Annotated in this window: 15 protein-coding genes and 3 rRNA genes; 14 read left to right on the top strand and 4 right to left on the bottom strand. The window is 65.6% G+C overall.

The annotated features are described in order from the left end of the window. Positions 1 to 132: 132 nt before the first annotated feature. On the bottom strand, positions 133 to 459 hold the full coding sequence (locus HW274_RS11415; RefSeq protein WP_075405664.1) for a helix-turn-helix transcriptional regulator: 327 nt from the start codon (positions 457 to 459) through the stop codon (positions 133 to 135). A gap of 127 nt (positions 460 to 586) precedes the next feature. Here HW274_RS11415 and HW274_RS11410 point away from each other — a divergent pair, with 127 nt between their 5' ends. From HW274_RS11410 to rrf, 10 genes are all read left to right on the top strand, one after another. Continuing rightward, positions 587 to 1,816, top strand: a complete 1,230-nt coding sequence (locus tag HW274_RS11410) for an MFS transporter (RefSeq protein WP_185988836.1) — start codon at positions 587 to 589, stop codon at positions 1,814 to 1,816. Positions 1,817 to 2,025: 209 nt separating this feature from the next. After that, positions 2,026 to 4,020 (top strand): OPT family oligopeptide transporter, encoded by a 1,995-nt coding sequence (locus tag HW274_RS11405; protein WP_185988835.1) that lies wholly within the window; start codon positions 2,026 to 2,028, stop codon positions 4,018 to 4,020. A 114-nt stretch (positions 4,021 to 4,134) separates the two neighbouring features. Beyond that, positions 4,135 to 4,908 (top strand): polyphosphate--glucose phosphotransferase, encoded by a 774-nt coding sequence (gene ppgK, locus HW274_RS11400; RefSeq protein ID WP_003788994.1) that lies wholly within the window; start codon positions 4,135 to 4,137, stop codon positions 4,906 to 4,908. Positions 4,909 to 4,964: 56 nt separating this feature from the next. Continuing rightward, positions 4,965 to 6,275 (top strand): serine hydrolase, encoded by a 1,311-nt coding sequence (locus HW274_RS11395; RefSeq protein ID WP_003788995.1) that lies wholly within the window; start codon positions 4,965 to 4,967, stop codon positions 6,273 to 6,275. A gap of 260 nt (positions 6,276 to 6,535) precedes the next feature. Beyond that, complete coding sequence (locus HW274_RS11390) at positions 6,536 to 7,813, top strand: serine hydrolase (RefSeq protein WP_260679081.1); 1,278 nt, start codon at positions 6,536 to 6,538, stop codon at positions 7,811 to 7,813. A gap of 56 nt (positions 7,814 to 7,869) precedes the next feature. Next, a complete protein-coding gene (locus HW274_RS11385) occupies positions 7,870 to 9,279 on the top strand; it encodes a sensor histidine kinase (protein ID WP_003788996.1) in 1,410 nt (469 codons plus the stop codon). Continuing rightward, a complete protein-coding gene (locus HW274_RS11380) occupies positions 9,276 to 10,016 on the top strand; it encodes a response regulator transcription factor (RefSeq protein ID WP_185988834.1) in 741 nt (246 codons plus the stop codon). The genes HW274_RS11385 and HW274_RS11380 overlap by 4 nt, the downstream gene beginning before the upstream one ends. A 582-nt stretch (positions 10,017 to 10,598) precedes the next feature. Beyond that, positions 10,599 to 12,140 (top strand): 16S ribosomal RNA (locus tag HW274_RS11375). 425 nt (positions 12,141 to 12,565) lie between these two features. Then, positions 12,566 to 15,747 (top strand): 23S ribosomal RNA (locus HW274_RS11370). A gap of 202 nt (positions 15,748 to 15,949) precedes the next feature. Then, positions 15,950 to 16,066, top strand: a 5S ribosomal RNA gene (gene rrf / locus HW274_RS11365). The 16S, 23S and 5S rRNA genes sit together here, the layout of an rRNA operon. 145 nt (positions 16,067 to 16,211) lie before the next feature. On the opposite strand, the gene HW274_RS11360 is transcribed toward rrf, so the two are convergent. After that, positions 16,212 to 17,099: a LysR family transcriptional regulator gene (locus HW274_RS11360; protein WP_185988833.1), complete on the bottom strand. Its 888-nt coding sequence runs from the start codon at positions 17,097 to 17,099 to the stop codon at positions 16,212 to 16,214. 78 nt (positions 17,100 to 17,177) lie between these two features. Here HW274_RS11360 and HW274_RS11355 point away from each other — a divergent pair, with 78 nt between their 5' ends. Both HW274_RS11355 and HW274_RS11350 read left to right on the top strand, forming a co-directional pair. Continuing rightward, entirely contained in the window at positions 17,178 to 18,140 is a 963-nt protein-coding gene (locus tag HW274_RS11355) for an EamA family transporter (protein WP_185988832.1), read from the top strand. Next, positions 18,137 to 18,796: an NAD(P)-dependent oxidoreductase gene (locus HW274_RS11350; protein WP_185988831.1), complete on the top strand. Its 660-nt coding sequence runs from the start codon at positions 18,137 to 18,139 to the stop codon at positions 18,794 to 18,796. Before HW274_RS11355 ends, HW274_RS11350 begins: the two co-directional genes overlap by 4 nt. Here the strand turns inward: HW274_RS11350 and HW274_RS11345 are convergent. Then, positions 18,782 to 20,977 (bottom strand): dolichyl-phosphate-mannose--protein mannosyltransferase, encoded by a 2,196-nt coding sequence (locus HW274_RS11345; RefSeq protein ID WP_185988830.1) that lies wholly within the window; start codon positions 20,975 to 20,977, stop codon positions 18,782 to 18,784. The two genes, HW274_RS11350 and HW274_RS11345, sit on opposite strands and share 15 nt — an antisense overlap. A 53-nt stretch (positions 20,978 to 21,030) precedes the next feature. Between HW274_RS11345 and rsmI the strand changes: the two genes are divergently transcribed. After that, entirely contained in the window at positions 21,031 to 21,972 is a 942-nt protein-coding gene (gene rsmI / locus HW274_RS11340) for a 16S rRNA (cytidine(1402)-2'-O)-methyltransferase (protein ID WP_185988829.1), read from the top strand. A 44-nt stretch (positions 21,973 to 22,016) separates the two neighbouring features. Beyond that, positions 22,017 to 22,619, top strand: a complete 603-nt coding sequence (locus tag HW274_RS11335) for an isochorismatase family protein (RefSeq protein ID WP_185988828.1) — start codon at positions 22,017 to 22,019, stop codon at positions 22,617 to 22,619. A gap of 120 nt (positions 22,620 to 22,739) precedes the next feature. On the opposite strand, the gene HW274_RS11330 is transcribed toward HW274_RS11335, so the two are convergent. Beyond that, the gene (locus HW274_RS11330) at positions 22,740 to 23,810 is read right to left on the bottom strand and encodes a hypothetical protein (protein WP_075254951.1); all 1,071 of its coding nucleotides are present in this window, start codon (positions 23,808 to 23,810) and stop codon (positions 22,740 to 22,742) included. Positions 23,811 to 24,049: the final 239 nt, after the last annotated feature.

The following is a 24,049-nucleotide window of genomic DNA, read 5'->3' as shown; positions in this document are numbered from 1 at the left end:
TGCCCACTAACACTTCGACCGAATCTTCAGAGAAGACCCGGAGCCGCGTCGTTTCTGAAGAGTCGGTCGAAGTGTTGAGGCTGACGACGGTGGCTTGTCCTGGCGCAGTGAGAGTGCTCGCTCGGGCGGTCGTCAGTCTGGCCACTGCCCCTTGCCTGCGGGCAGGCCGACGGCTGCCAGCAGTCCCGGAAAGCGTTGCTCGATGGCGTCGTCGCGCCGGGTGATGCGCCGGTGCTTGCCCTCTCGTTCGGTGTGCATGAGCCCGGACTCGCGCAGCACCCGGAAGTGGTGCGACATCGTGGACTTGACGACGTCGTAGCTCAGGTCACCGCAGTACAGGGCGCCTTCACTGGCGATCCGGCGCAGGACGTCTCGGCGGATGGGGTCGGACAGGGCGCCCAGGATCGCGTCCAGGGAGATGTCGGCCGCCTCGGGGTGGAAGAGCTCCCTGTCTTTCACGGGTCGTCCCTGCCTTTCTGTCCCGTCTGTTCCGACCGCCGTCCTGGCGCGCGCCGGAACGGGGTTGACAACGATAGCGTCTCGAATAATTCTTAGTACGTCAAACATCGAACTAGGGAGGTTTGAGATGACTGAAGAAGCTCGTGTCTCAACGCGTGCGTCCGCGGATGACGAGAGGGTGCCGTCGAAGAGTGCTCGCGTCTCCACCATGGGGTGGCTGTCCTTCTTCACCATGTTCGCCATCGGGACCGACACCTTCCTCGTCGCGCCCTTGCTGCCCCTGCTTCAGCGCGAGCTCGACGTCCCCCTGTCCCGCGCAGGCTGGCTGGTCTCCGCCTACGCCTTGGGGTACGCGCTGTTCGCCCTCGTGGCCGGCCCCGTCTCCGACCGCCACGACCGACGTCGGGTCATCCTCTCCGGCCTGGCGGCCTTCGCCGTCCTCACCTGCGCGTGCGGTCTGGCCTGGAGCTTCTGGAGCATGGTCGCCGCTCGCTTCCTGGCCGGCGTGAGCGCCGCCTTCGTCAGCTCCCAGATTTGGGCCTCCATCCCAATGACGGTGCCCCGGCGATCCATCATCACGGTCATGGGGTACGCGACCGCGGGACTGGCGGTTGCTCAGGTGGCCGGCGTGCCAATCGGCTCCTACCTGTCAGTCAGAGGATGGCAGCTGCCGTTCTTCGTGGTCGCGGCGGTCAGCGTCGTCCTGTGGGGACTTCTCTTCCTCGCGTTCCCGCATGTGCGGCCGGTGGGGGAGTCCGTCGACGTCGTCGGCTCCTACCGGAGGGTCCTCGGCTCTCGGGTGTTGCGGTGGTCGCTCCTCGCCTACCTCGTATTCCAGGCCGGCAACTACGCCTCGTTCTCCTTCATCGGCTCCTGGCTGGCCAAGGACTTCGGAGCCTCGCAGACCGCTATCGGGAAGGCCATGATGATGATCGGACTGGGGACTGCGCTGGGGTCGATCCTCGGTCCGCGACTCGTTGCAAGGGGCGGTGAGCGGCGGTCGCTGTGGGTCGGCATTCTCGTCCAGGGCGCGTTCTACCTCCTGGCTGCGGCGATGCCCCTCATTGCGCACACCATGTGGGGTGCCGTCATCGCCTTCGCTGCAGCCCTTGTGGTCGCCGGCTTCCTTCTACCGGTTCTCATGGGGCAGCTGCAGGCTCACGCCGGCCAGGCGCGAGGAACCGTCTCCTCGCTATCCAACACGGCGATGTACCTCGGTGCCACGATTGCCGGCGCCGTCGGCGGAGACCTTCTCACTCGACTCCCCGGCTTCTGGGGCCCCAGCCTCATGACTGCCTTCGCATTCCTCCTGGCCGTCGCCCTGTACAGGATCGCCGGCGCCCTGGCCTCCGAGTGAACCGGGTGCTGCATGGCATCGCTTCTCGACACTTCGACCAAAACTTCATAAAAGACCCGGAGCCGCGTCGTTTCTGAAGATTCGGTCGAAGTGTTGAGGTCGACGACGGCGGAGCTGATCCGTTGTGCATCGAATGAGCTGTTAACGATCGTTTTCGGACACGGTGCTACTCTCACCCCGGAATCATCCCGACCTCGAGAGATCTCACCATGTCCACAACAACCTCACGCGGCTCCGCTGCGGCGAAGCCGTCCAGTGCCGGCTCCGGCCCGGTCAAGGAGCTGACTGCCCGCGGCATCGTCATCGGCGGCATCATCACGCTCATCTTCACCGCGGCGAACGTCTACCTCGGCCTCAAGGTGGGGCTCACCTTCGCCACCTCGATCCCGGCCGCCGTCATCTCCATGGCGATCCTGCGCCGCTTCTCCGATCACACGATCCAGGAGAACAACATCGTCCAGACGATCGCCTCGGCGGCCGGGACGCTGTCCGCCATCATCTTCGTGCTGCCCGGACTCATCATCGTGGGCTGGTGGACCGGATTCCCCTACCTCCAGACGGTCCTGGTCATCATCCTGGGCGGCATCCTCGGCGTCACCTACTCCATCCCGTTGCGGCGCGCGCTCGTGACCAACTCCGACCTGCCCTACCCCGAGGGCGTGGCCGGCGCCGAGGTCCTGCGCGTGGGCGACACCAGCGAGGGGGCCGAGGAGTCCAGCCGTGGACTGGGTGTCATCGTGCGGGGCTCGATCGCCTCGGCGGCCCTGTACTTCCTCAACGCCCTCAAGGCCATCAGCGTTGACATCTCCGGGGTCTTCCGGGTCGGTGCCGGCGCCACGATGGCGGGTACCTCCCTGTCACTGGCGCTGGCCGGCGTGGGCCACCTGGTCGGCATCGGCGTCGGCATCGCGATGATCGTCGGCCTGCTCATCTCCTACGGGGTGCTGCTCCCGATGCGCACTTGGGGCACGGCGGTCGCCGACAAGGACCTCGCCGACTTCGTGGGCGCCACCTTCGCCAGCGAGGTGCGGATCGTCGGTGCCGGCTCCATCGCCATCGCCGCCATCTGGACCTTCCTGAAGATTCTCGGCCCCATCGTCACCGGTATCCGCGAGTCCCTGGCCTCCAGCGCCAAGCGCGACGCCGGCGAGAAGATCCCTCTGACCGAGCGCGACCTGTCGATGAAGACGGTCATCGGCGTCACCGTCGGCTCCATGCTCCCCATCGGCGTGCTCCTGTGGCTGTTCCTGCACGGGACATCCGTGGCTCACCACGCGACGGGCCTCATCATCGTCTCCATCCTCTTCATCCTGCTGACCGGCCTGGTCGTCGCCTCGGTGTGCGGCTACATGGCCGGCCTCATCGGCTCGTCCAACTCGCCGATCTCCGGCGTCGGCATCCTCGTGGCGGTCACCGCGGCCGCGCTGGTTCGCACCATCGCCACCACCTCCTCGCCCGACGACGTCCGCACCCTGGTGGCCTACACCCTGTTCGTCACCGCGGTCGTCTTCGGCGTGGCCACCATCTCGAACGACAACCTCCAGGATCTCAAGACCGGCCAGCTCGTCGACTCCACCCCGTGGAAGCAGCAGGTGGCCCTCGTCATCGGCGTTGTCTTCGGCGCCATCGTCATTCCGCCGGTGCTCAGCCTCATGCAGGGCGCCTTCGGCTTCGCCGGCGCTCCCGACGCCGGTGACGACGCTCTGGCCGCACCTCAGGCGAACCTCATCAAGCACCTGGTTCAGGGCGTCCTCGGCGGGGACCTCAACTGGAGCCTGCTGGGGCTGGGCGCCCTCATCGGCGCCGTCGTCATCGCCATCGACGAGATCCTGCGCCGCACTAGCAAATACTCCCTGCCGCCGCTCGCCGTCGGCATGGGCATGTACCTGCCCACGGCCGTCACCGTCATGATCCCGATCGGTGCCGCCCTCGGTCACCTCTACGACCGCTGGGCCGAGCGCACCGCCAACCCGGAGCGGGCCAAGCGCATGGGCACGCTCATGGCGACCGGCCTCATCGTCGGTGAGAGCCTCGCCGGGGTGGTCTATGCCGGAATCGTCGTGGCCTTCGGTGGCAAGGCGGACCCGCTGGCTATCATGCCCGAGGGCTTCGCCGGCATCGCCCCCTGGGTGGGGGTGGTGCTGTTCGTCGGCACGCTGTGGTACCTCTACCGGGGCGCCCGCCAGGAGAGCTCTCGCGACTGAGTGTCGCTGCTGCGGCCTGCGGCCGCCACCGTTTCCTCCGTCCGTCCTCGCGGTCGCTGTCCCTGCACTAGGCTGGGCAGCGGCCGCGAGGACGCGTAGTACCAGGAGGACCTCATGACTTCGACAGCACCAGCAGTTTCCGTGGCATGCGGGATCGACATCGGCGGATCGGGCGTCAAGAGCGCACTGGTCGACCTGGCCACCGGTACGTTCATCGGTGAGCGCGTCCGCATCGACACCCCCGAGGAGTCCACTCCCGCGGCTGTCGCCGAGGTCTGCCGCGAGCTCCTCGAACAGCTCGAGGTGGGCGACGACGTCCCGGTCGGTGTGGCCCTGCCCGCTCCGATCGTCCACGGCACCGTCCCCTTCATCGCCAATCTCGACAAGTCCTGGACGGGCGTCAACCTCACCGAGCTCATGCGCGAGCACCTGGGCAGGCCGGTGACCGGGCTTAATGATGCCGACGCCGCAGGCTTGGCGGAGGTCGCCTTCGGCGCTGCCAAGGACGTCCCCGGGACCATCATCGTCACCACCCTGGGCACCGGTATCGGCTCGGCCGTCATCGTCGACGGAACGCTGGTTCCCAATACCGAGCTCGGGCACCTGGAGATTGACGGCTACGACGCCGAGAGTCGGGCCTCCGCCGGCCAGCGCACCGCCCAGGACCTGTCCTGGAAGAAGTGGGCCAAGCGCCTCCAGCGCTACTACTCCCACGTGGAGATGCTTTTCTCCCCGGACCTGTTCGTTGTGGGCGGGGGAGTCTCCCGCAAGCACGAGAAGTACCTGCCGCTGCTCGACCTCAAGACCCCGATCGTCCCGGCCCAGCTGCTCAACACGGCCGGCATTGTCGGGGCCGCCTACCAGGCCTCCCGGGCCGTCACGATCTGAACGGTCCGACTGGGAGCAGAGCGGGCCTGGCACTGTCCACATGGACAGCAGGGGCTGTGCCCTCGGCGGGGGTATTCGGCCTGCTGGCTCGTGACACTGGAGGCATGGGTAAAGCAGAGAAGTTCAGTCCTGTCCGTTCCGATGCAGTTACTCCTGACAGCCCCGAAGCAGTAGGGGCCGCCGGGACCCGAGCCGGCCGTCGTCGTTCGGTGGTGTGGCGGGTGTTGGCGGTGCCTGTGGCGGCGGCGATCGCGTTGGGTGCTGTCGGGGGTGCGGCGTCGGCGGCGCCGTCGAAGGGGGAGGCTGAGAGTTTGAAGTCCCGGGCCCAGGGGCTGGTGGAGGCCGGTTATCCGGCGGCTCTGGCGGCGGTGAGCGACAGCAAGGGCGAGTCGGCGGGTGTGGCTGTGGGCAAGGGCAGCCTGGAGACGGGGCAGGCTCCGCCGATGGACGGTGAGGTGAGGGTCGGGTCGAACACGAAGACCTTCGTGGCCGTGGTGGTTATGCAGATGGTTCAGGAGGGTAAGGTCGGGCTTGATGAGCCGATCGAGACCTACCTGCCCGGCCTCATCAAGGGTGAGGGTATTGACGCCTCGAGGATCACGGTGCGTCAGCTCCTCCAGCACACCAGCGGCCTACCTGACTTCGACGAGACACTTTTCGGTACGACAGATGTCTTTCAATACCGATACCACTATGTCACCCCGAGAGATGTCCTTGACAGTGCTCTGAGCAAGCCGGCGCAGTTTGAGCCGGGTACGCAGTGGAAGTACACCAATACGAACTACATCGTGCTGGGGATGCTTGTTGAGCGGGTGTCTCAGCGGCCGGTGGGGGAGCAGATCGATGAGCGCATCGTCAAGAAGCTGGGGCTGTCCCACACCTACTTCCCGGCTCCGGGGGAGGAGAAGATTCGTGGCACCCATCCTCGGGGGTACCACCTCAACGGTGAGGGCAAGTTGGAGGATATTACCGAGATGGATCCGACTTGGGGGTGGGCGGCTGGTGCGATGGTCTCGACCCCCAGTGAGCTCAACACCTTCTTCCAGGCCGTCTTCGACGGCAGGCTGCTGACCCAGGCCAGCATCGACGAGATGAAGAAAGGCGTCGATATCGGATCAGGAGGACGAGTCTACGGGCTGGGCCTCATCGGTACTCCGCTGTCCTGTGGGGGTACTGCCTGGGGCCACGGAGGTGACATCGCGGGCTATCACACGAGAGGTGGAGTCGGCCCTGACGGCACCGCCGTCACCGTCGCCGTGACCGCCCTGCCCACAGCCATCGCGGACCAGAGCAACTTGGAGAACTCCGCCAAGGAGAAGGCCGGCAAGATCGCTGAAGCCGTCGATATCTCCCTGTGCCACAAGTGATGGGTTCGGAAACGGACTCGGGCACTTCACGGTTGCGTGTGTGCTTGACTCAGAGCGTGCCCAGCCGCGTGCCCGATTCCGCCGTCCAGGTGCAGTCGCCACCGAGGCTCCCACGAGCCGCGGTGGCGCCGTGTTTGTTGGCCATTTCTCGATCGGGGCTGTGTCGAGTGAAGGCGTTCCAAGTTGGACTGTCCATATGGACAGTGGGTGCTGTGCTGTAGGTGGGGGTGGTCGGCCTGCGGGCTCGTGACACTGGAGGCATGGGTAAAGCAGAGAAGTTCAGTCCTATCCGTTCCGATGTCACCACGCCCGAGAACCCTGAGGCCCTGGAGGCTGCCGGCGCCCGGCCCGGCCATCGTCGTGGGTCGGTGGTGTGGCGGGTGTTGGCGGTGCCTGTGGCGGCGGCGATCGCGTTGGGTGCTGTCGGGGGTGCGGCGTCGGCGGCGCCGTCGAAGGGGGAGGCTGAGAGTTTGAAGTCCCGGGCCCAGGGGCTGGTGGAGGCCGGTTATCCGGCGGCTCTGGCGGCGGTGAGCGACAGCAAGGGCGAGTCGGCGGGTGTGGCTGTGGGCAAGGGCAGCCTGGAGACGGGGCAGGCTCCGCCGATGGACGGCGAGGTGAGGATCGGGTCGAACACGAAGACCTTCGTGGCCGTGGTGGTCATGCAGATGGTCCAGGAGGGCAAGGTCGGGCTTGATGAGCCGATCGAGACCTACCTGCCCGGCCTCATCAAGGGTGAGGGTATTGACGCCTCGAGGATCACGGTGCGTCAGCTCCTCCAGCACACCAGCGGCCTGCCCGAGTACGCCGACACCACTCCCGGTAGCGGCGATATCTTCCAGATCAAGGATCACTACGCGCAACCGCGGGACCTGCTGGACACGGCTCTGAGTAAGCCGGCGGCCTTCGAGCCGGGTACGCAGTGGAAGTACACCAATACGAACTACATCGTGCTGGGGATGCTTGTTGAGCGGGTGTCTCAGCGGCCGGTGGGGGAGCAGATCGATGAGCGCATCGTCAAGAAGCTGGGGCTGTCCCACACCTACTTCCCGGCTCCGGGGGAGGAGAAGATTCGTGGTACTCACCCTCGGGGGTACCACCTCAACGGTGAGGGCAAGTTGGAGGATATTACCGAGATGGATCCGACTTGGGGGTGGGCGGCTGGTGCGATGGTCTCGACCCCGAGCGAGCTCAACACCTTCTTCCAGGCCGTCTTCGACGGCAGGCTGCTGACCCAGGCCAGCATCGACGAGATGAAGAACGGGGCGGTTGACGCCAGCTCGTACCTTGGATCGGGGACGGTGTACGGGCTGGGCCTGATCGGTAGGTCGTTGTCCTGTGGGGGCACTGCCTGGGGCCACGGCGGGACGATCCCCGGGTACCAGACCGACAACGCCGTCGGACCTGACGGCACCGCCGTCACCGTCGCCGTGACCGCCCTGCCTACAGCCATCGCGGACCAGAGCAACTTGGAGAGCTCCGCCAAGGAGAAGTACCAGCGGAACAAGGACGCCGTCGACGCCACCCTGTGCCACAAGTGATGGGCTCGGAGACGGACTCGGGCACCTCGCGGCTGCGCATGTGCTTGACTCGGAGCGTGCCCAGCCGCGTGCCCGATTCCGCCGCCCAGGTGCAGAGTCCACCGCGCCTGCCCCGGACCGCGGTGGCGCTCTACCTGCTCGGCGTGCTGTCCTATTTCGGCACGCTGCTGGTCGATCCCGAGCACGTCATCAGATATGGAGAAATCAGTCTGATTCCCCGGGCGATTCTCGTCATCGTTCTGGCTATCATCCTCCAGGTGGTGGCTGTGACGGTGACGGATCGTTTTCCATACCGGGTGCTTGCTGTAGTGGCCGTTGCCGATCTCACCATCCTCATCGCCAGCGATCGATCGTCAGTCGGATCCACCGCAGTCATGGTCGTCATCTGGTACCTGGTGCGTCACCGCGTCCCAGGCTGGCAGGTCGCGCTGTTTACCAACATTATCGTCTTTAATTTGGTCTTCCTCATCCGAGAGGTGTATTCCGGTGAGCGCGGGCCGGCTGCCGTCATCGTCTTCCTGTCGGCTCACCTGCTGCAGCGCTACCTGCTCCCGGTAGTGGCGGCGGAGTACATGTTGGGGCGTGAGCGACTCCACCAGGCGCTGCGCGACAAGGCCGAGCTCCTTGAACGGGAGAAGCAGCTGCTCGAGCGCGAGGAGCGCGAGCGGGCCGCGCGCGAGTTGCGGGCAAGCCGCAATGCCCTGGCCCGCGATCTCCACGACATCGCCGGCCACCACCTCTCCGGCGTCATCGTCAGCGCCCAGGCGGCCGCGGCTTTGCGGCACAAGGACCCAGAGCGTTCCGACCAGATGCTCCAGACGGTGCAGGATAGTGCCCGAACCGCTCTGGCCGATCTGCGTCAGGTCGTCGGTCTCCTGCGCAGCGAGGACAGGAGTGACTCTCAGCGTGGAGGGCAGGTGACGGATGGTCAACAGAGCGAATTGACGTCGTCGAGCACCGAGGCGACAGCCGAGCCGGCGGCCGTGACGGATTCCCGGATGGCAAGGGAGCCGGTGCTCCTGCCCTCGCTGGAGGCTGTGCCTCACCTCGTTGAGGAGTCACGTCGTCGTCAACAGCGGGTCGGGTACGCAGTCAACGGCCGGCCATGTCCCCTGAGCCCGCTGGCGGATACCGCTGCCTACCGCATGGTTCAGGAGTCGCTTGCCAACTGCGCGCGGCATGCGCCAGGAGCCCCTTGCCAGGTGCGGATCACCTATCAGCAGGGGTGCGTGGAGATCGTGGTGAGCAACCGACGTCCGCCGAATGCGGAGGCATGTCAGGCAGGTGCAGGTAGTAAGGGCGGTGGCTACGGCCTGTCCGGCATGGCTGAGCGGGCGGCCCTGGTGGGTGCTGAGCTGATCACCGGACCCGACCCCGACGGCGGCTGGCGCAACCGCCTTGTCATCCCCGTTCCGCCGGCCGGCGCCGATGGGTCCCGTACCGAGGAGGAAGCGGTCATCTCATGATTCGACTCGTCATCGCTGACGATCAGGCCGTGGTCCGTGCCGGGTTGAGCGTCATCCTCGGAGCTGAAGAGGACATTGAGGTCGTGGGTGAGGCGGCAGACGGCGCCGAGGCGATAGCGCTGGCTCGTGAACTACGCCCCGACGTCGTGTGCATGGACATCCGCATGCCCGGGACCGACGGCATCGCGGCAACGCGGGCGATCGTCTCCGACCCCGATCTGGACGTGGACGTACTCATTCTGACCACCTTCGATGTCGACGACGACGTCCTGGCCTCCCTCGAGGCCGGTGCCGCGGGATTTCTCCTCAAGGGTGCCGATGAGGACACTCTTCTGGGAGCGGTCCGCTCCGTCGCAGCAGGGGAGGGAACCTTGGACCAGCGTGTCACCCGCAGGATCCTGCGTGAGCTCTCCAGGCGAGGCTCCCGAGGCGTGCTCGCCCGACCTGACACCGGGGCCCAGCATCAGTACACCGACAGAGCTGCGGATGCTGGCGGTGTATCCGGGCATGCGTCGTTCGCCGGAGCCGCTTCCGTGGACGTCGCCTTGACCTCTCGGGAGCTGGAAGTGCTCAGACTGTTGGCTCAGGGAATGTCCAATGGTGAGATGGCAACACACCTATATGTGGAGCCGACGACAATCAAGTACCACCTGACGGGACTCATGCAGAAAACCGGGTCTCGAGACCGCCTGCAAACGGTGCTCTGGGGGATTCGCGCTGGCCTGGTACAGCCCTGAGAAGCCGTGATGGGGGACGTACGACAGGAGACACCGGCGTAGGGAAGAGCGCGCCTGTCCTTCAGGGACCATGAGTGTGATGCAGGTCGCAGAAAAGCTGTTTGACAGCCGGCGGCCTAGTCTGGCTATAGTACTCCTCGCTGCCGACGCAACCGCACGGTTCGACGCCGGCACCGGACGGCGGAAACGCCGAGTCGGAAGGAGTGATCCTACCGGCACGGAAAAAGCGGAATAGTTCAGAGATCAGGGTCACGCGATCCGAATTTGATTCCCGAACGACAACCTGCTTATGCTAGTCCGGTCGCCTTCGAGAGGCAAGCAAGGAATTCTTCCTGGTCTCAAATCTCGGTGGGTGTGTTGTTTGAGAACTCGATAGTGTGTCATGTTTTTTATGCCATGGCCCTGGGGGCTGCGCATGATTTTGGTTGTGTGTGGTTTTTTGGGGTTTGTTTTGTTTTGGTTTGCCTGGCCCTTCTTTGTTGTGGGGTTGGGTTGGGCCTGGTCTGGTTTTCTGGACTGTTGTACTGACTGTGGGTTCTGGCTGGCTGTTTGTGGTTGGTTGGGGCTTGTTTTTGTTGGTTTTGTTTGGAGAGTTTGATCCTGGCTCAGGACGAACGCTGGCGGCGTGCTTAACACATGCAAGTCGAACGGTGAAGGGACCAGCTTGCTGGTTCTGGATGAGTGGCGAACGGGTGAGTAACACGTGAGTAACCTGCCCCCTTCTTCTGGATAACCGCATGAAAGTGTGGCTAATACGGGATATTCTGGGTCTGTCGCATGATGGGCCCGGGAAAGATATTGTTTCGGTGGGGGATGGGCTCGCGGCCTATCAGCTTGTTGGTGGGGTGATGGCCTACCAAGGCGGTGACGGGTAGCCGGCCTGAGAGGGTGGACGGTCACACTGGGACTGAGACACGGCCCAGACTCCTACGGGAGGCAGCAGTGGGGAATATTGCACAATGGGCGCAAGCCTGATGCAGCGACGCCGCGTGAGGGATGGAGGCCTTCGGGTTGTAAACCTCTTTCGCCAGTGAAGCAGGCCTGCTCCTTGTGGGTGGGTTGACGGTAGCTGGATAAGAAGCGCCGGCTAACTACGTGCCAGCAGCCGCGGTAATACGTAGGGCGCGAGCGTTGTCCGGAATTATTGGGCGTAAAGAGCTCGTAGGCGGCTGGTCGCGTCTGTCGTGAAATCCTCTGGCTTAACTGGGGGCTTGCGGTGGGTACGGGCCGGCTTGAGTGCGGTAGGGGAGACTGGAACTCCTGGTGTAGCGGTGGAATGCGCAGATATCAGGAAGAACACCGGTGGCGAAGGCGGGTCTCTGGGCCGTTACTGACGCTGAGGAGCGAAAGCGTGGGGAGCGAACAGGATTAGATACCCTGGTAGTCCACGCCGTAAACGTTGGGCACTAGGTGTGGGGGACCTTTTCCGGGTCTTCCGCGCCGTAGCTAACGCATTAAGTGCCCCGCCTGGGGAGTACGGCCGCAAGGCTAAAACTCAAAGGAATTGACGGGGGCCCGCACAAGCGGCGGAGCATGCGGATTAATTCGATGCAACGCGAAGAACCTTACCAAGGCTTGACATGTGCCGGTCGGCTCCGGAGACGGGGCTTCCTCCTTGTGGGGCCGGTTCACAGGTGGTGCATGGTTGTCGTCAGCTCGTGTCGTGAGATGTTGGGTTAAGTCCCGCAACGAGCGCAACCCTTGTCCCGTGTTGCCAGCACGTTGTGGTGGGGACTCGCGGGAGACTGCCGGGGTCAACTCGGAGGAAGGTGGGGATGACGTCAAATCATCATGCCCCTTATGTCTTGGGCTTCACGCATGCTACAATGGCCGGTACAGAGGGCTGCGATACCGTGAGGTGGAGCGAATCCCTTAAAGCCGGTCTCAGTTCGGATCGGTGTCTGCAACTCGACACCGTGAAGTTGGAGTCGCTAGTAATCGCAGATCAGCAACGCTGCGGTGAATACGTTCTCGGGCCTTGTACACACCGCCCGTCACGTCATGAAAGTCGGCAACACCCGAAGCCCGTGGCCCTACGGGGAGCGGTCGAAGGTGGGGCTGGTGATTGGGACGAAGTCGTAACAAGGTAGCCGTACCGGAAGGTGCGGCTGGATCACCTCCTTTCTAAGGATTGATGTTGTGTGGGGGTGGCTTCCTGGTCGTTGTTGTCTGGGCCGTTGTATGGGTCTGGGCCGGCCGGGGGCTGCTCCTCGCGGAAGGCCGGGCGGCTGGTGCTCTGGTTTCCTGCCTGTGTGGTGGGGGCTGGGGTGGTTGGTTGTCTGGTTCTTGGTGTAGGAAACACGCCCGTCGTGCTTCTGCTTCCTGCTTGTGTGGGGAGTTGGGGTGTGGTGGGTGCCCCTGCGTGTGTGGGGGTGGCATGCTGTCGGGGTTCTGGGGCAGTGCGCCCTGGTTGCCTGGCCTGTCTGGGGCTCCTGGTTGTTGGGGGTTTTGGGTGGGTGTGGGTGGGTTGGTTGTGAACTGTATAGTGGACGCGAGCATCTTACTGTAAGATTTCTGCGACAAATGTTTTTGTTTTGTTCGTGTGTCTTTGTTGTTTGTTTTTTTGAGCGTTCGGTGGATGCCTTGGCATCAGGGGCCGATGAAGGACGTGGTGGCCTGCGATATTCCTCGGGGAGCCGGCTGGCGGGCTGTGATCCGAGGGTTTCCGAATGGGGGGACCCGGCACGAGTTATGTCGTGTCACCTGCATCTGAATTGTATAGGGTGTGGGGGGTGACGCGGGGAAGTGAAACATCTCAGTACCCGTAGGAGAAGATATTCCGTGAGTAGTGGCGAGCGAAAGCGGATGATGGTTAAACCGTGTGCGTGTGATACTCGGCAGGGGTTGCGTGTGCGGGGTTGTGGGGCTGTTCTGTTCCTCTTCTGCCGGAGAGGGGGCGCGTGTGCTGGCTGGTAGCTGAATCGTCTGGGAAGGCGTGGCGTAGTGGGTGATACCCCCGTAGGCGGAACTGGTTGGTGCGTGTCTGGGATGGTGCCCGAGTAGCACGGGGCTCGTGGAATCCTGTGTGAATCTGCCAAGACCACTTGGCTGCCTGAATACCTCCTGATGACCGATAGTGGATAGTACCGTGAGGGAATGGTGAAAAGTACCCCGGGAGGGGAGTGAAATAGTACCTGAAACCGGGCGCTTACAAGCCGTCAGAGCCTTCATGCTTTTGGTGTGGGGGTGGTGGCGTGCCTTTTGAAGAATGAGCCTGCGAGTCAGTGGCGTGTCGCGAGGTTAACCCGTGTGGGGTAGCCGTAGCGAGAGCGAGTCCGAATAGGGCGATGTGTAGTGGCGCGTTCTGGACCCGAAGCGGGGTGATCTACCCATGGCCAGGTTGAAGCACGTGTAAGAGCGTGTGGAGGACCGAACCCACCTAGGTTGAAAACTGGGGGGATGAGCTGTGGGTAGGGGTGAAAGGCCAATCAAACTCCGTGATAGCTGGTTCTCCCCGAAATGCATTTAGGTGCAGCGTCGCGTGTTGCCCGGCGGAGGTAGAGCTACTGGGTGGCTGATGGGCCCCACAGGGTTACTGACGTCAACCAAACTCCGAATGCCGTCGGGTTGTAGCGTGGCAGTGAGACCGCGGGGGATAAGCTCCGTGGTCGAGAGGGAAACAGCCCAGATCGCCGGCTAAGGCCCCTAAGCGTGTGCTAAGTGGGAAAGGATGTGCGGTCGCGCAGACAACCAGGAGGTTGGCTTAGAAGCAGCCATCCTTGAAAGAGTGCGTAATAGCTCACTGGTCAAGTGATCGTGCGCCGACAATGTAGCGGGGCTCAAGCACACCGCCGAAGCCGCGGACCCATGACGTGTTCCCTTCATCGTGCGCCTTGTGCGTGTGGTGGCAGGGGTTGTGGGTGGTAGGGGAGCGTCCTGCACCGGGGGAAGCCTGTGGGTGACTGTTGGTGGACGGTGCGGGAGTGAGAATGCAGGCATGAGTAGCGATACTAGGGTGAGAAGCCCTAGCGCCGAATGACCAAGGGTTCCAGGGCCAGGCTAGTCCGCCCTGGGTGAGTCGGGACCTAAGGCGAGGCCGACAGGCGTAGTCGATGGATGACGGGTTGATATTCCCGTACCGGCGAAGCACCGCCCATGCTGACGCGCGGGTGCTAACCCACGCCCAGCCACCAAATTCAGCCGCGCCTACTCCTTTCGGGGGGTGGTGTGGTTGTGGTGGTGGGGTCTGGGGATCCTCCGTGCAGGTAGGCAAGCGTGTTAACAGGGGTGACGCACAGTGGTAGCCCGGCGGACCTGATGGCTTGGTCCGTTCAAGCGCGCAGCCCGTCCTCCAGGTAAATCCGGAGTGACTGCCTCCTTGAGAGGTGAGGGTGAGGCGTGATGGTGACCCTACTTTGGTGGGGGATAACAGGGTGATCCTGGGGTGCCGAGAAAAGCCTCGACGCGATGGTGCCAGCCGCCCGTACCCTAAACCGACACAGGTGGTCGGGCAGAGTATGCCTAGGCGCACGAGTGAATCATGGTTAAGGAACTCGGCAAAATGCCCCCGTAACTTCGGGAGAAGGGGGGCCTGATCCCTGAAGCCCCGTTTGCGGGCTAGGGGGGAGGGTCGCAGAGGCCAGGGGGAAGCGACTGTTTACTAAAAACACAGGTCCGTGCGAAGCCGTAAGGCGATGTATACGGACTGACGCCTGCCCGGTGCTGGAAGGTTAAGAGGAACCATCAACCCTCGGGTGAAGTGGTGAATTTAAGCCCCAGTAAACGGCGGTGGTAACTATAACCATCCTAAGGTAGCGAAATTCCTTGTCGGGTAAGTTCCGACCTGCACGAATGGCGTAACGACTTCCCCGCTGTCTCAACCATGAGCTCGGCGAAATTGCAGTACGAGTAAAGATGCTCGTTTCGCGCAGAAGGACGGAAAGACCCCGGGACCTTTACTACAGCTTGGTATTGGCGCCCGCTATAGCTTGTGCAGGATAGGTGGGAGACTGTGAAGCCGTTACGCCAGTGGCGGTGGAGTCGTCCTTGAAATACCACTCTGGTTATGGCGTGCGCCTGAACCTGGGCCCGTGATCCGGGTTAGGGACAGTGCCTGGTGGGTAGTTTAACTGGGGCGGTTGCCTCCTAAAGTGTAACGGAGGCGCTCAAAGGTTCCCTCAGCCTGGTCGGCAACCAGGTGTTGAGTGCAAGTGCACAAGGGAGCTTGACTGTGAGACCGACGGGTCGAGCAGGTACGAAAGTAGGAACTAGTGATCCGGCGATCCCGTGTGGGTGGGTCGTCGCTCAACGGATAAAAGGTACCCCGGGGATAACAGGCTGATCCTGCCCAAGAGTCCATATCGACGGCATGGTTTGGCACCTCGATGTCGGCTCGTCGCATCCTGGGGCTGGAGCAGGTCCCAAGGGTTGGGCTGTTCGCCCATTAAAGCGGTACGCGAGCTGGGTTTAGAACGTCGTGAGACAGTTCGGTCCCTATCCTCTGCGCGCGCAGGAGACTTGAGAAGGCCTGTCCCTAGTACGAGAGGACCGGGACGGACGAACCTCTGGTGTGCCAGTTGTCCCGCCCGGGGCACGGCTGGTTGGCTACGTTCGGGAAGGGTAACCGCTGAAAGCATCTAAGCGGGAAACCATCTTCAAGATAAGGTCTCCACAAGAAGGACTTGTCCTTTTTGGTAGGCCCCCAGCAGACTACTGGGTTGATAGGCCAGAAGTGGAAGACCGGCAACGGTTTAGAGCTGACTGGTACTAATAGGCCAACACAAACAACAACACCCCCAAACACACACCACACACCTAGCGTGCGTGGGAAGCCCGGGGGTGAGCGATACGGTAAGAGCGAAGCGTCCACTATACGGTCCACACCCAACCCAGTCCACCAACCACACACACAACATACGCGTGCGTGTGCGTGTGTCGGCAGGCAGCCTGATAACAGAATCACAGGAACACTGACGCACTGCCCATGTAGTCGTCTCGGTGGTCACAGCGACAGGGAAACGCCCGGCCCCATCCCGAACCCGGAAGCTAAGCCTGACAGCGCCGATGGTACTGCACCCGCCAGGGTGCGGGAGAGTAGGACACCACCGAGCACACACCACAACTGGCCCGGAACCGCCACGAGCGGCTCCGGGCCAGTTACTTATGTTCTCGTACCAACAACACACTCAACACCACCCCACAACGCAGGCGGAGGCATCACGAAGGCTGCCGTCCCGCATATGAGACCTGTCGTCGCTAACAGGGGCGGTGAGCTGGGCGTGCGGGGATGGAGTCAACGAGGGCCTGTGCCGCCGGGCTCGGGTTGAATGAGTCCCACGCCAGGTACTCCACCCGCACCGGACCGTCGCTGACGGGGATGCACACGCAGCCAGGCACATCGTGGGCCAGGCCGGGAGCAACGAGAGTCGTCCCCAGTCCCTGACGCACCAGTCCAGTGAGTAAGTCAGCCGTGTTTACCTCGAAGCTCACCTCACGGCGGAGCCCGGCTCTGTCGAAGGCCTGATCGGACTGCTCACGTCCCGACGAGCCCTCCGGAAAGTCCACGAACGGCTCGTCTGCCAGGTCCTCCAGGCGGAGCCGGTGCCGACCCGCCAATCGGTGCCTCTCTGACAGCACCGCCACTAGGCGTTCCCGGGAGAGCTCTCGCATCTGCACGCCCTGCGGAGTCACGCCTTCCGCCAGGCCGAGGAAGCCCACGTCGAGCTCCCCAGCCGCAATACGACGCAGGAACTCATCACTGCCGCCAGTGCGCACGTGCACGCCCACCTCGGGGTAGCTGCGACGGAATGCGCCCAGCACCGCCGCAACATCCACTGCTGTCACGGTCGGGATCACCCCGATGGTCAGTGACCCCCGGATGTCTCCGTGCGCAGCTGCCGCCGCAACCTTCGCGCGCTCCGCTGCCCGGAGGCACAACCGTGCCTGCTCCACGAACGCCTCGCCGGCGGGCGTCGCCTCCACCTTGCGGCTCGTGCGCGCGAACAGCCTCACCCCGAGTTCGCCCTCCAAGGACTTGATCTGCCGGCTCAGGGCCGACTGCACCACGAAGCACCTCTCAGCCGCGCGCGTGAAGCTCTGTTCCTCGGCGATGGCCACGGCGTACCTCAACTGCTGCAACTCCATCCATCAATCTTAAACGAGCATCGCTGTCATTCCATCTATGTCATCGACGGATCGATGCTCGCGCCTCAGGGTGGACGCATGACGACTCGTGCCGAACCCTCGAACGCCAGGTGCGACTCCCGGTCGGCCACACCCGACGGCACCACGTCAGGCGGCCGGTCGAGAATCGCCTGGATCACTCTGACATCCCTGGCCCCGGCCGTGTGGGGGACGACGTACATCGTCACCACGCATGCCCTTCCTCCGGGGCATCCGGTCTTCGCGGCACTGATGCGGACGTTCCCTGCGGGCGTCCTCGCCCTCCTCGCCTCCCGGCAGCTGCCACGCGGAACATGGTGGTGGAAGAGCATCGTCCTCGGTGCCCTCAACATGGCCTGTTTCTTCCCCCTCCTTTTCGTCGCCGCGCAGCGCCTGCCCGGAGGGGTGGCCGCGACACTTGGGGCTGCGCAACCGATCATCGTCGCGGGCCTTGCCGTCACCGTCCTTGGTGAGCGCCTATCGGCATGGAGGCTGATGTGGGGCGTGGCCGGCGTCGTCGGTATCGCTCTCGTTGTCCTGGGACCGCAGGCGCAGCTCGACGCCCTCGGGGTGGCAGCCGGCCTGGGCGGGGCCGTCTCGATGGGCCTGGGAGTCGTCCTCACGAAACGGTGGGGCCGGCCCGACGGCGTCAGTGCCCTCGACCTGGCCGGCTGGCAGCTCACCGGTGCCGGCCTCCTGCTGACTGTGCCCACCCTCGTCATCGACGGCCTCCCGACCGGAATCGACACGGCGGCTGTGGCGGGATACGCCTGGCTCGGGCTCGTAGGAGGGCTGGCCGCCTACGCCCTGTGGTTCGCGGGCATCCGCCGCCTACCGGTCACGCCGACGGCGCTGCTGGGCCTGCTCTCACCACTGACCGCGGCGCTCCTCGGGCACGTCATCGCCGATGAGGCACTCACACCCTTCCAGTTCCTGGGGTTCGGGCTCGCTCTGACCGCGATGAGCGTGGGCCAGCTAGCCTCTCCCTCTTCCCGATCCTCCTCTCGAAAGGCCCCCTCATGAGAATCACCGTCCTTGGTGCCACCGGCATGGCCGGGACAGCCGTCGTCAACGAGGCGCTCAGCCGCGATCACGAGGTGACCGCCGTATCCCGGCGGCGACGCCATCGGGCCGGCGCCCGCCTCACCTCGTGCCTGCTGGACGTCACCGACGGCGAGAGTGTGGCCGGTCTCCTGCGCGACAGTGACGCCGCTGTGGTCGCACTCCGTCCGCCCGCGGGTCATGAGAGCGACCTGGCCCGACTGACGACGGCCGTCCTGGACGCCGCCTCCAGGAGCAGAACGCCCCTGCTCATCATCGGGGGCGCGGCTCCGCTGCGCTCGCCCGGTGATCCCGGCACCTTCGCCATTGACGACCCCACCATTGTGCCGCCGGTCTGGAGAGACGTGGCCCAGGCGAGCCTCGATCAGTTCCGGGCGTGCCAGGCGCACAACTACGAGGGCTGGGTCTATCTCAGCCCTCCGGCGATCTTCGCTCCAGGCGACGTCACCGGTTCCTACCGCCGCGGAACCGCCACGCTTCTGCGGGACGCCTGCGGGCAGTCCCGCATCAGCCCTGAGGACCTGGCGCTCGCCGTCGTCGACGAGCTGGAGCACCCCGGCGGCGAGCAGCACATCACCGTCGTCGCCGCGGAGCCACGCGACTCAGATCCAGGATGACAGGAACATATGCGAGACCCAGAAGGAGCGTGAGACCGTCTGCCCGGTCCAGATCGGCCACCAGAAGGCTGCCGCCGCGCAGGCCAGGAGCGTGACCACGATGATGAGGCCGATGCCCTCGGTGCGGATCTGCCACGTGGGCGCCATCGTCCACTTCGCCAAGGAGGCCCACGGCCTACGGCGGCCAGCCAGCCGTGGTACTCCGCCGTCGGACCATGCCGGCTTGGTGGCGTCCTCCGACGTCGACGGGGCCGGGTAGCCGGTCAGCTCGTCGTAGCCGCGCACCAGGGCCGCATCGGTGCGCGGGTCGGTGAGGGGGTCGCCGGGCTCGAGGTCGTCGTCGGTGTCGGCCAGAGTCGGGTTGATGCGGTAGATGCCGGGGTCGGTCTCCTCCATCGGCGGCGTCCACACGGGTGTACGCGCGAACTGCGGGCCGAAACCCAGGAATCTGGCGCCCATGCCGCGCCACGGCCGGATGCCCGGGCCGATCTGCCGCCTGAGGAGGGCCTCCAACTGGGTGTCGGCGCTCGCCGAGCCCGGCAGCGGTGGCAGCAGCCCGGAGGCCATGCCCAGCGCCAGCACGAGGACGAGCACGACGCAGGGCACGAAGGCCACCGTGTAGAAGGTGAAGATGGTGCGATCCCGGTATTGGAACCAGGGCACGTACAGGCCCAGGTAGCCGATGAGCGGCACCCAGGCCCGCCAGTCGCGGTTCTTGACCCCGATGATGACCACGGCCACCAGCGCCACCACGGCCGACCACCAGATGACGATGTTCCCGATCGAGGTGATGGCCTGAATGCAGTCCCCGCCCCCGCAGGTCTGCGGCACTTGAGCCTTGTCCTCCCAGAAGAAGGAGGTCGGGCGGGTCTGCAGCAGCCAGCCCGAGGGCTTCGACTGGTACGTGTGCGGGGCGTCCAGGCCCACGTGGAACTCGTACATCTGCTGGTGGTAGGCGATGAAGTCGTTGATCTTCTCGAACACCGAGTTGTCGACGTAACCGGACAGCCAGGGGGCGGGAACCGGCAGCCCCTGCTTGATCTGCTCGGCCGTCCAGCCGTGCTTGAAGGCGCCCAGGTGGGTGAACCAGGACCACCAGCAGCCGACGTAGACCACGATGACCACCGGAATCGCCTGCAGGAAGTCGCTCACGCCCTGGGCGACCGTCCCCTCCAGGAACCAGGCCCGTGCGCGCACTTGCCGCAGCGCCAGAGTGTCCCAGGTGACGACGGCGATGCCGCACACCGCGACGAGGTAGAGACCCGACCACTTGATGGAGCAGGTCAGCCCCAGCGCGATGCCGGCGGCGAGCAGCCAGGGACGGATGGTGGCGTGCGGGGCGCGCGCCCCGGGCGTGGTCCCCGCCATCTTGCGGGCCAGTCGCGCCCGCGACCACTCCCGGTCGCGGACCAGGCAGTACAGGGACAAGGTGGCGAAGAAACCGATGAACACGTCCAGCAACCCGATGCGGGACTCGGTCAGGGCCACGCCGTCGATCGCCAGGAGCAGTCCGGCCAGGCCCGCCAGCAGCGGTGAGCGCGTCAGGCGCATCGTCAGACGCGCCAGCAGCATCACCGTGAGGATCCCGGCGACGGCCGGCATGAACCGCCAACCGAAGGGCGACTCCGGCCCGAAGATCTCCATGCCGGCACCGATGAGCCACTTGCCCAGCTGCGGGTGGACGACGTAGGCGGCGCTGTCGGTGAGCTTGGAGAAGTCCCCCATGGCGAAGGCCGCGTCAGCCGAGCCGGCCTTGTCGTCCCAGGCGGCCTCATAGCCCAGGTGCCACAGGGAGTAGGCGTCCTTGACGTAGTAGATCTCATCGAACATGAGTGTCTTGGGGTGGTTCAGCCCGATGAGGCGCAGCAGGGCGGCGATGACGCCGACGACGCCGGTGACGATCCACCCGCGGGCCCTCACGCCGAGGGGCATCACGGCACCCACCGGGCCCAGCCCGAGCATGGTGCGCAGCTCGGCCTCGGTGCGCTCGGCGGCAGGCTCGGTGTCGCGCTCGGTGATGACCGGCTCGGCGACGGCGGCCTCGACCGGCGCGGGGTCCGTGGCCTCGTCCAGCGCCGGGGCGGCTTCCTGTGCTCGTTCCTGCTCCGCGTCCGGGCCGGGGGAACCGTCGCGGGACTGCTCGGGGGACTGTTCGGGAGACAGCGCGCTCGGAGTCGTCACACCCCGAGTGTAGGCGGAGGCTTCATCGAGGGCGCACCGACATACTGTGTCCTATGACTGAGAGCAGCCCGCCCGCACCCGCCGCACCCGTCGCCGTCGATGCCACCGACGACGTCGATGCCGCCGATGCTCCCGCCGCCCACAGCCCGGACCTGCGCGGCGGGACGATCACCCTGGCCGCCACCCCGATCGGCAATGTCTCCGACGCCTCGCTGCGGCTGCGTCGCGCCCTGGAGCAGGCCGACCTCATCGCCGCCGAGGACACCCGCCGGCTGCGGTCCCTGGCCCAGCGCCTCGACGTCGAGCCCCGAGGGCGCGTCATCGCCTTCCACGAGCACAATGAGCGCGAGCGCGCCGCCGAGCTGCTCGAGGCCGCCCGCGCCGGCCTGCGCGTCCTGGTCGTCTCCGACGCCGGCATGCCATCGGTCTCCGACCCCGGGTACCGGCTCGTCCAGGCGGCGGTGCGCGAGCAGGTGCCCGTCACGGTCGCACCGGGCCCCTCGGCGGTGCTGACCGCCCTGGCCCTGTCCGGGCTGGCCTCCGACCGCTTCTGCTTCGAGGGGTTCCTGCCGCGCAGGCCGGGGGAGCGGCGCCGGGCCCTGGAGTCCCTGGCCACCCAGGAGCGCACCATGATCTTCCTGGAGTCCCCCCGCCGCGTCCACGACTCCCTGGTCGCCATGGCCGAGGTTCTTGGCGGCGAACGCCCCGCGGCACTGTGCCGGGAGCTGACCAAGACCCATGAGCAGGTGCTGCGGGCCCCCTTGGCCGAGCTGGCCCGGGTCACGGCCGACGGCGTCCTGGGGGAGGTGGTCCTCGTGGTCGCCGGAGCCGAGCCTGTCGCCGCCAGCCCCGAGGCCGCCGCGCGCAAGGCCCTAACGCTGGCCGAGGCCGGTATGCGCCTCAAGGCGGCCGCGGCCCAGGCGGCCGGTGAGGCCGGTCTGCGCCCCAACGAGGTCTACCGCGTGTCCCTGGAGCTGCGTGACACTGCAAACTGAACCGACCGGGCTCCTGGCGGGGCCGATCCCGCTATGGTCGGGTCATGAACTCCGAGCACCGCACCGGTTCCCAGGCCCCCGCTCGGCGGGCCCTCATCATCGTCGACGTCCAGCCCACCTTCTGCGAAGGAGGCGCCCTGCCGGTGACCGGCGGCAACGCCGTCGCCGAGCGCATCGCCGCCCACCTGTCCTCCCACCGGGGGGACTACGACCTGGTGGTCACCACCCAGGACTGGCACATCGACCCCGGTGAGCACTTCTCCAGTGAACCCGACTTCATCGACACCTGGCCCGTTCACGGCGTGGCCGACTCCGCCGAGGCCCAGATCCACCCCGCCCTGAGCGCTCTGGAGGCCGACGCCGCCGTGAAGAAGGGCCAGTACGCCGCCGCCTACTCCGGCTTCGAGGGCGTTGACGAGGACGGGCGCAGCCTGGCCAACATCCTCAGTGCCGCTGGAATCGAGGGCGTCGACGTCGTCGGCCTGGCCGAGTCCCACTGCGTCAAGGACACTGCCCTAGACGCGGTCCGGCAGGGCTACCGGGTGCGGGTCCTGACCGATCTGACCGAACCGGTCAGCCCCGAGCTGGGCCGCGCCGCCCGCGCCGACATGAGTGCCGCCGGCATTGAGCTGGTGCCCTCCCACTGAAGGTCTGCTCGCACCGGCCAGCCGGGCCGGTCACCGGGGTCGGGCCCGAATCGCCCCGAACACCATGGGTGCCCTCACCGATCGCCTCGGTGAGGGCACCCATGCGTTGCCTGAGGAGGGCTACTGGGCCGGCCAGCCGCCGGGCTGCTGGTACGGGCCCGGCTGCCCGGGCTGAGCCTGCTGCTGCCCCTGCTGCACGGGCTGGGTGAACACCGAGGGCTGCGCGGGCTGCTGAGCCTGCTGCTGCGCAGGTTGTTGAGCCGGTTGCTGACCCGTCCACCCGAACTGGGCGGTCGGGGCGACCTGTGAGTACTGGGGCTGGGCTCCCGCCCCCGCGGCCGAAGCCGCGTAAGGCGCCTGCTGGGGGGCCGGCTCCGGCTGCTGGTACTGGGGCTGCTGGGCGTACTGCGCCGCCTGCGGCTGCTGGTCGGACTGCCAGGCCCCCTGGGTGTAGACGGTTGGGGTGCCGGGCGCTGCGCCGGCCGTTGTGCTGAAGGCCTCACCCGTCGCCGCCGGAGCGCTACCGGCGGCGGCCAGCTTGGAGCGCCAGGCCATGCCGCCGGCGCCCATCGCCAGACCCACGACCGCCATGATGATCGCGCCGACGGCCCCGAACAGTGACAGCAGGGTGGCCGTCGCCGACGAGGGGGCGACGATCTCACCGACGGAGACTCCCGCAGTGCTGTTGCAGTCAACGGTGTAGGCGCCCGACTTCTTGGAGGAGAAGGTCGAGAAGAGTTTGCCGCCCTTGACCTTCGTGGACGACGAGCTGGACTTCGTGTCGACGTCGTCGCCATCGGGAGAGGTCACCGAGCACTCCGGCGCGTCGTCGCCGTCGCTGTAGAACAGCCCGTAGGTGCTGCCCTTGTCCAGCTCCACCGTGGCGGCCTGGTCATCCGGCAGGTTGGAGACGGTGGCGTTGAACTGGCCGCGGGTGACTGCCGAGCCGATTCCGCCGATGATGGCGATCAGGAGGATGGCCAGGCCGGCCACCGCCAAGGCCGTCGGGGCGGCCAGGCTCCTGGACGTCGCCGGCTGGCTCGCGGCACCTGAGTATCCACCCTGAGGCGTCTGGAACGGTGCGGCCGGCGGGTACTGCGACGACTGAGCACCGGCTAGAGCCGGGTCGTAGCCATTGGCCGACCAGCCGGCTGGGCTCGCTGGGTACTGGGAGCCGGGGTACTGGGACATAACTGGCCTTTCTGGTCCATCGTGTCCGTGTGAGAGGCGCGTGGGAACACGTCATGACGGCGTGCACGGCAGCATGGTGATGCCGGAAGCCCGCAGCGCACCCGAGACCTCACAGGAGGTGTCGATATGTCGGAACAATCACCGGGCGGGAGCCGCACGACTCGGACAGACTACCGGGTGGCGGTGCATCCCCGCAGGCGGTGGACCAGATCCGTGGCCGTGGACTGAATCGGTCGGGA

Source organism: Actinomyces sp. oral taxon 169 (genome assembly GCF_013394715.1).
Classification (GTDB): domain Bacteria; phylum Actinomycetota; class Actinomycetes; order Actinomycetales; family Actinomycetaceae; genus Actinomyces.
This window is presented reverse-complemented; position numbering and strand designations above follow the sequence as displayed.

Excerpts from the sequence above, each read along its gene's own strand:
- HW274_RS11360 (WP_185988833.1), bottom strand. The coding sequence starts at position 17,099 with ATGGAGTTGCAGCAGTTGAGGTACGCCGTGGCCATCGCCGAGGAACAG.
- rsmI (WP_185988829.1), top strand. The coding sequence starts at position 21,031 with ATGACTGAGAGCAGCCCGCCCGCACCCGCCGCACCCGTCGCCGTCGAT.
- HW274_RS11355 (WP_185988832.1), top strand. The coding sequence starts at position 17,178 with ATGACGACTCGTGCCGAACCCTCGAACGCCAGGTGCGACTCCCGGTCG.
- HW274_RS11390 (WP_260679081.1), top strand. The coding sequence starts at position 6,536 with ATGGGTAAAGCAGAGAAGTTCAGTCCTATCCGTTCCGATGTCACCACG.
- HW274_RS11405 (WP_185988835.1), top strand. The coding sequence starts at position 2,026 with ATGTCCACAACAACCTCACGCGGCTCCGCTGCGGCGAAGCCGTCCAGT.
- HW274_RS11330 (WP_075254951.1), bottom strand. The coding sequence starts at position 23,810 with ATGTCCCAGTACCCCGGCTCCCAGTACCCAGCGAGCCCAGCCGGCTGG.
- HW274_RS11410 (WP_185988836.1), top strand. The coding sequence starts at position 587 with ATGACTGAAGAAGCTCGTGTCTCAACGCGTGCGTCCGCGGATGACGAG.
- HW274_RS11350 (WP_185988831.1), top strand. The coding sequence starts at position 18,137 with ATGAGAATCACCGTCCTTGGTGCCACCGGCATGGCCGGGACAGCCGTC.
- HW274_RS11380 (WP_185988834.1), top strand. The coding sequence starts at position 9,276 with ATGATTCGACTCGTCATCGCTGACGATCAGGCCGTGGTCCGTGCCGGG.
- HW274_RS11335 (WP_185988828.1), top strand. The coding sequence starts at position 22,017 with ATGAACTCCGAGCACCGCACCGGTTCCCAGGCCCCCGCTCGGCGGGCC.
- ppgK (WP_003788994.1), top strand. The coding sequence starts at position 4,135 with ATGACTTCGACAGCACCAGCAGTTTCCGTGGCATGCGGGATCGACATC.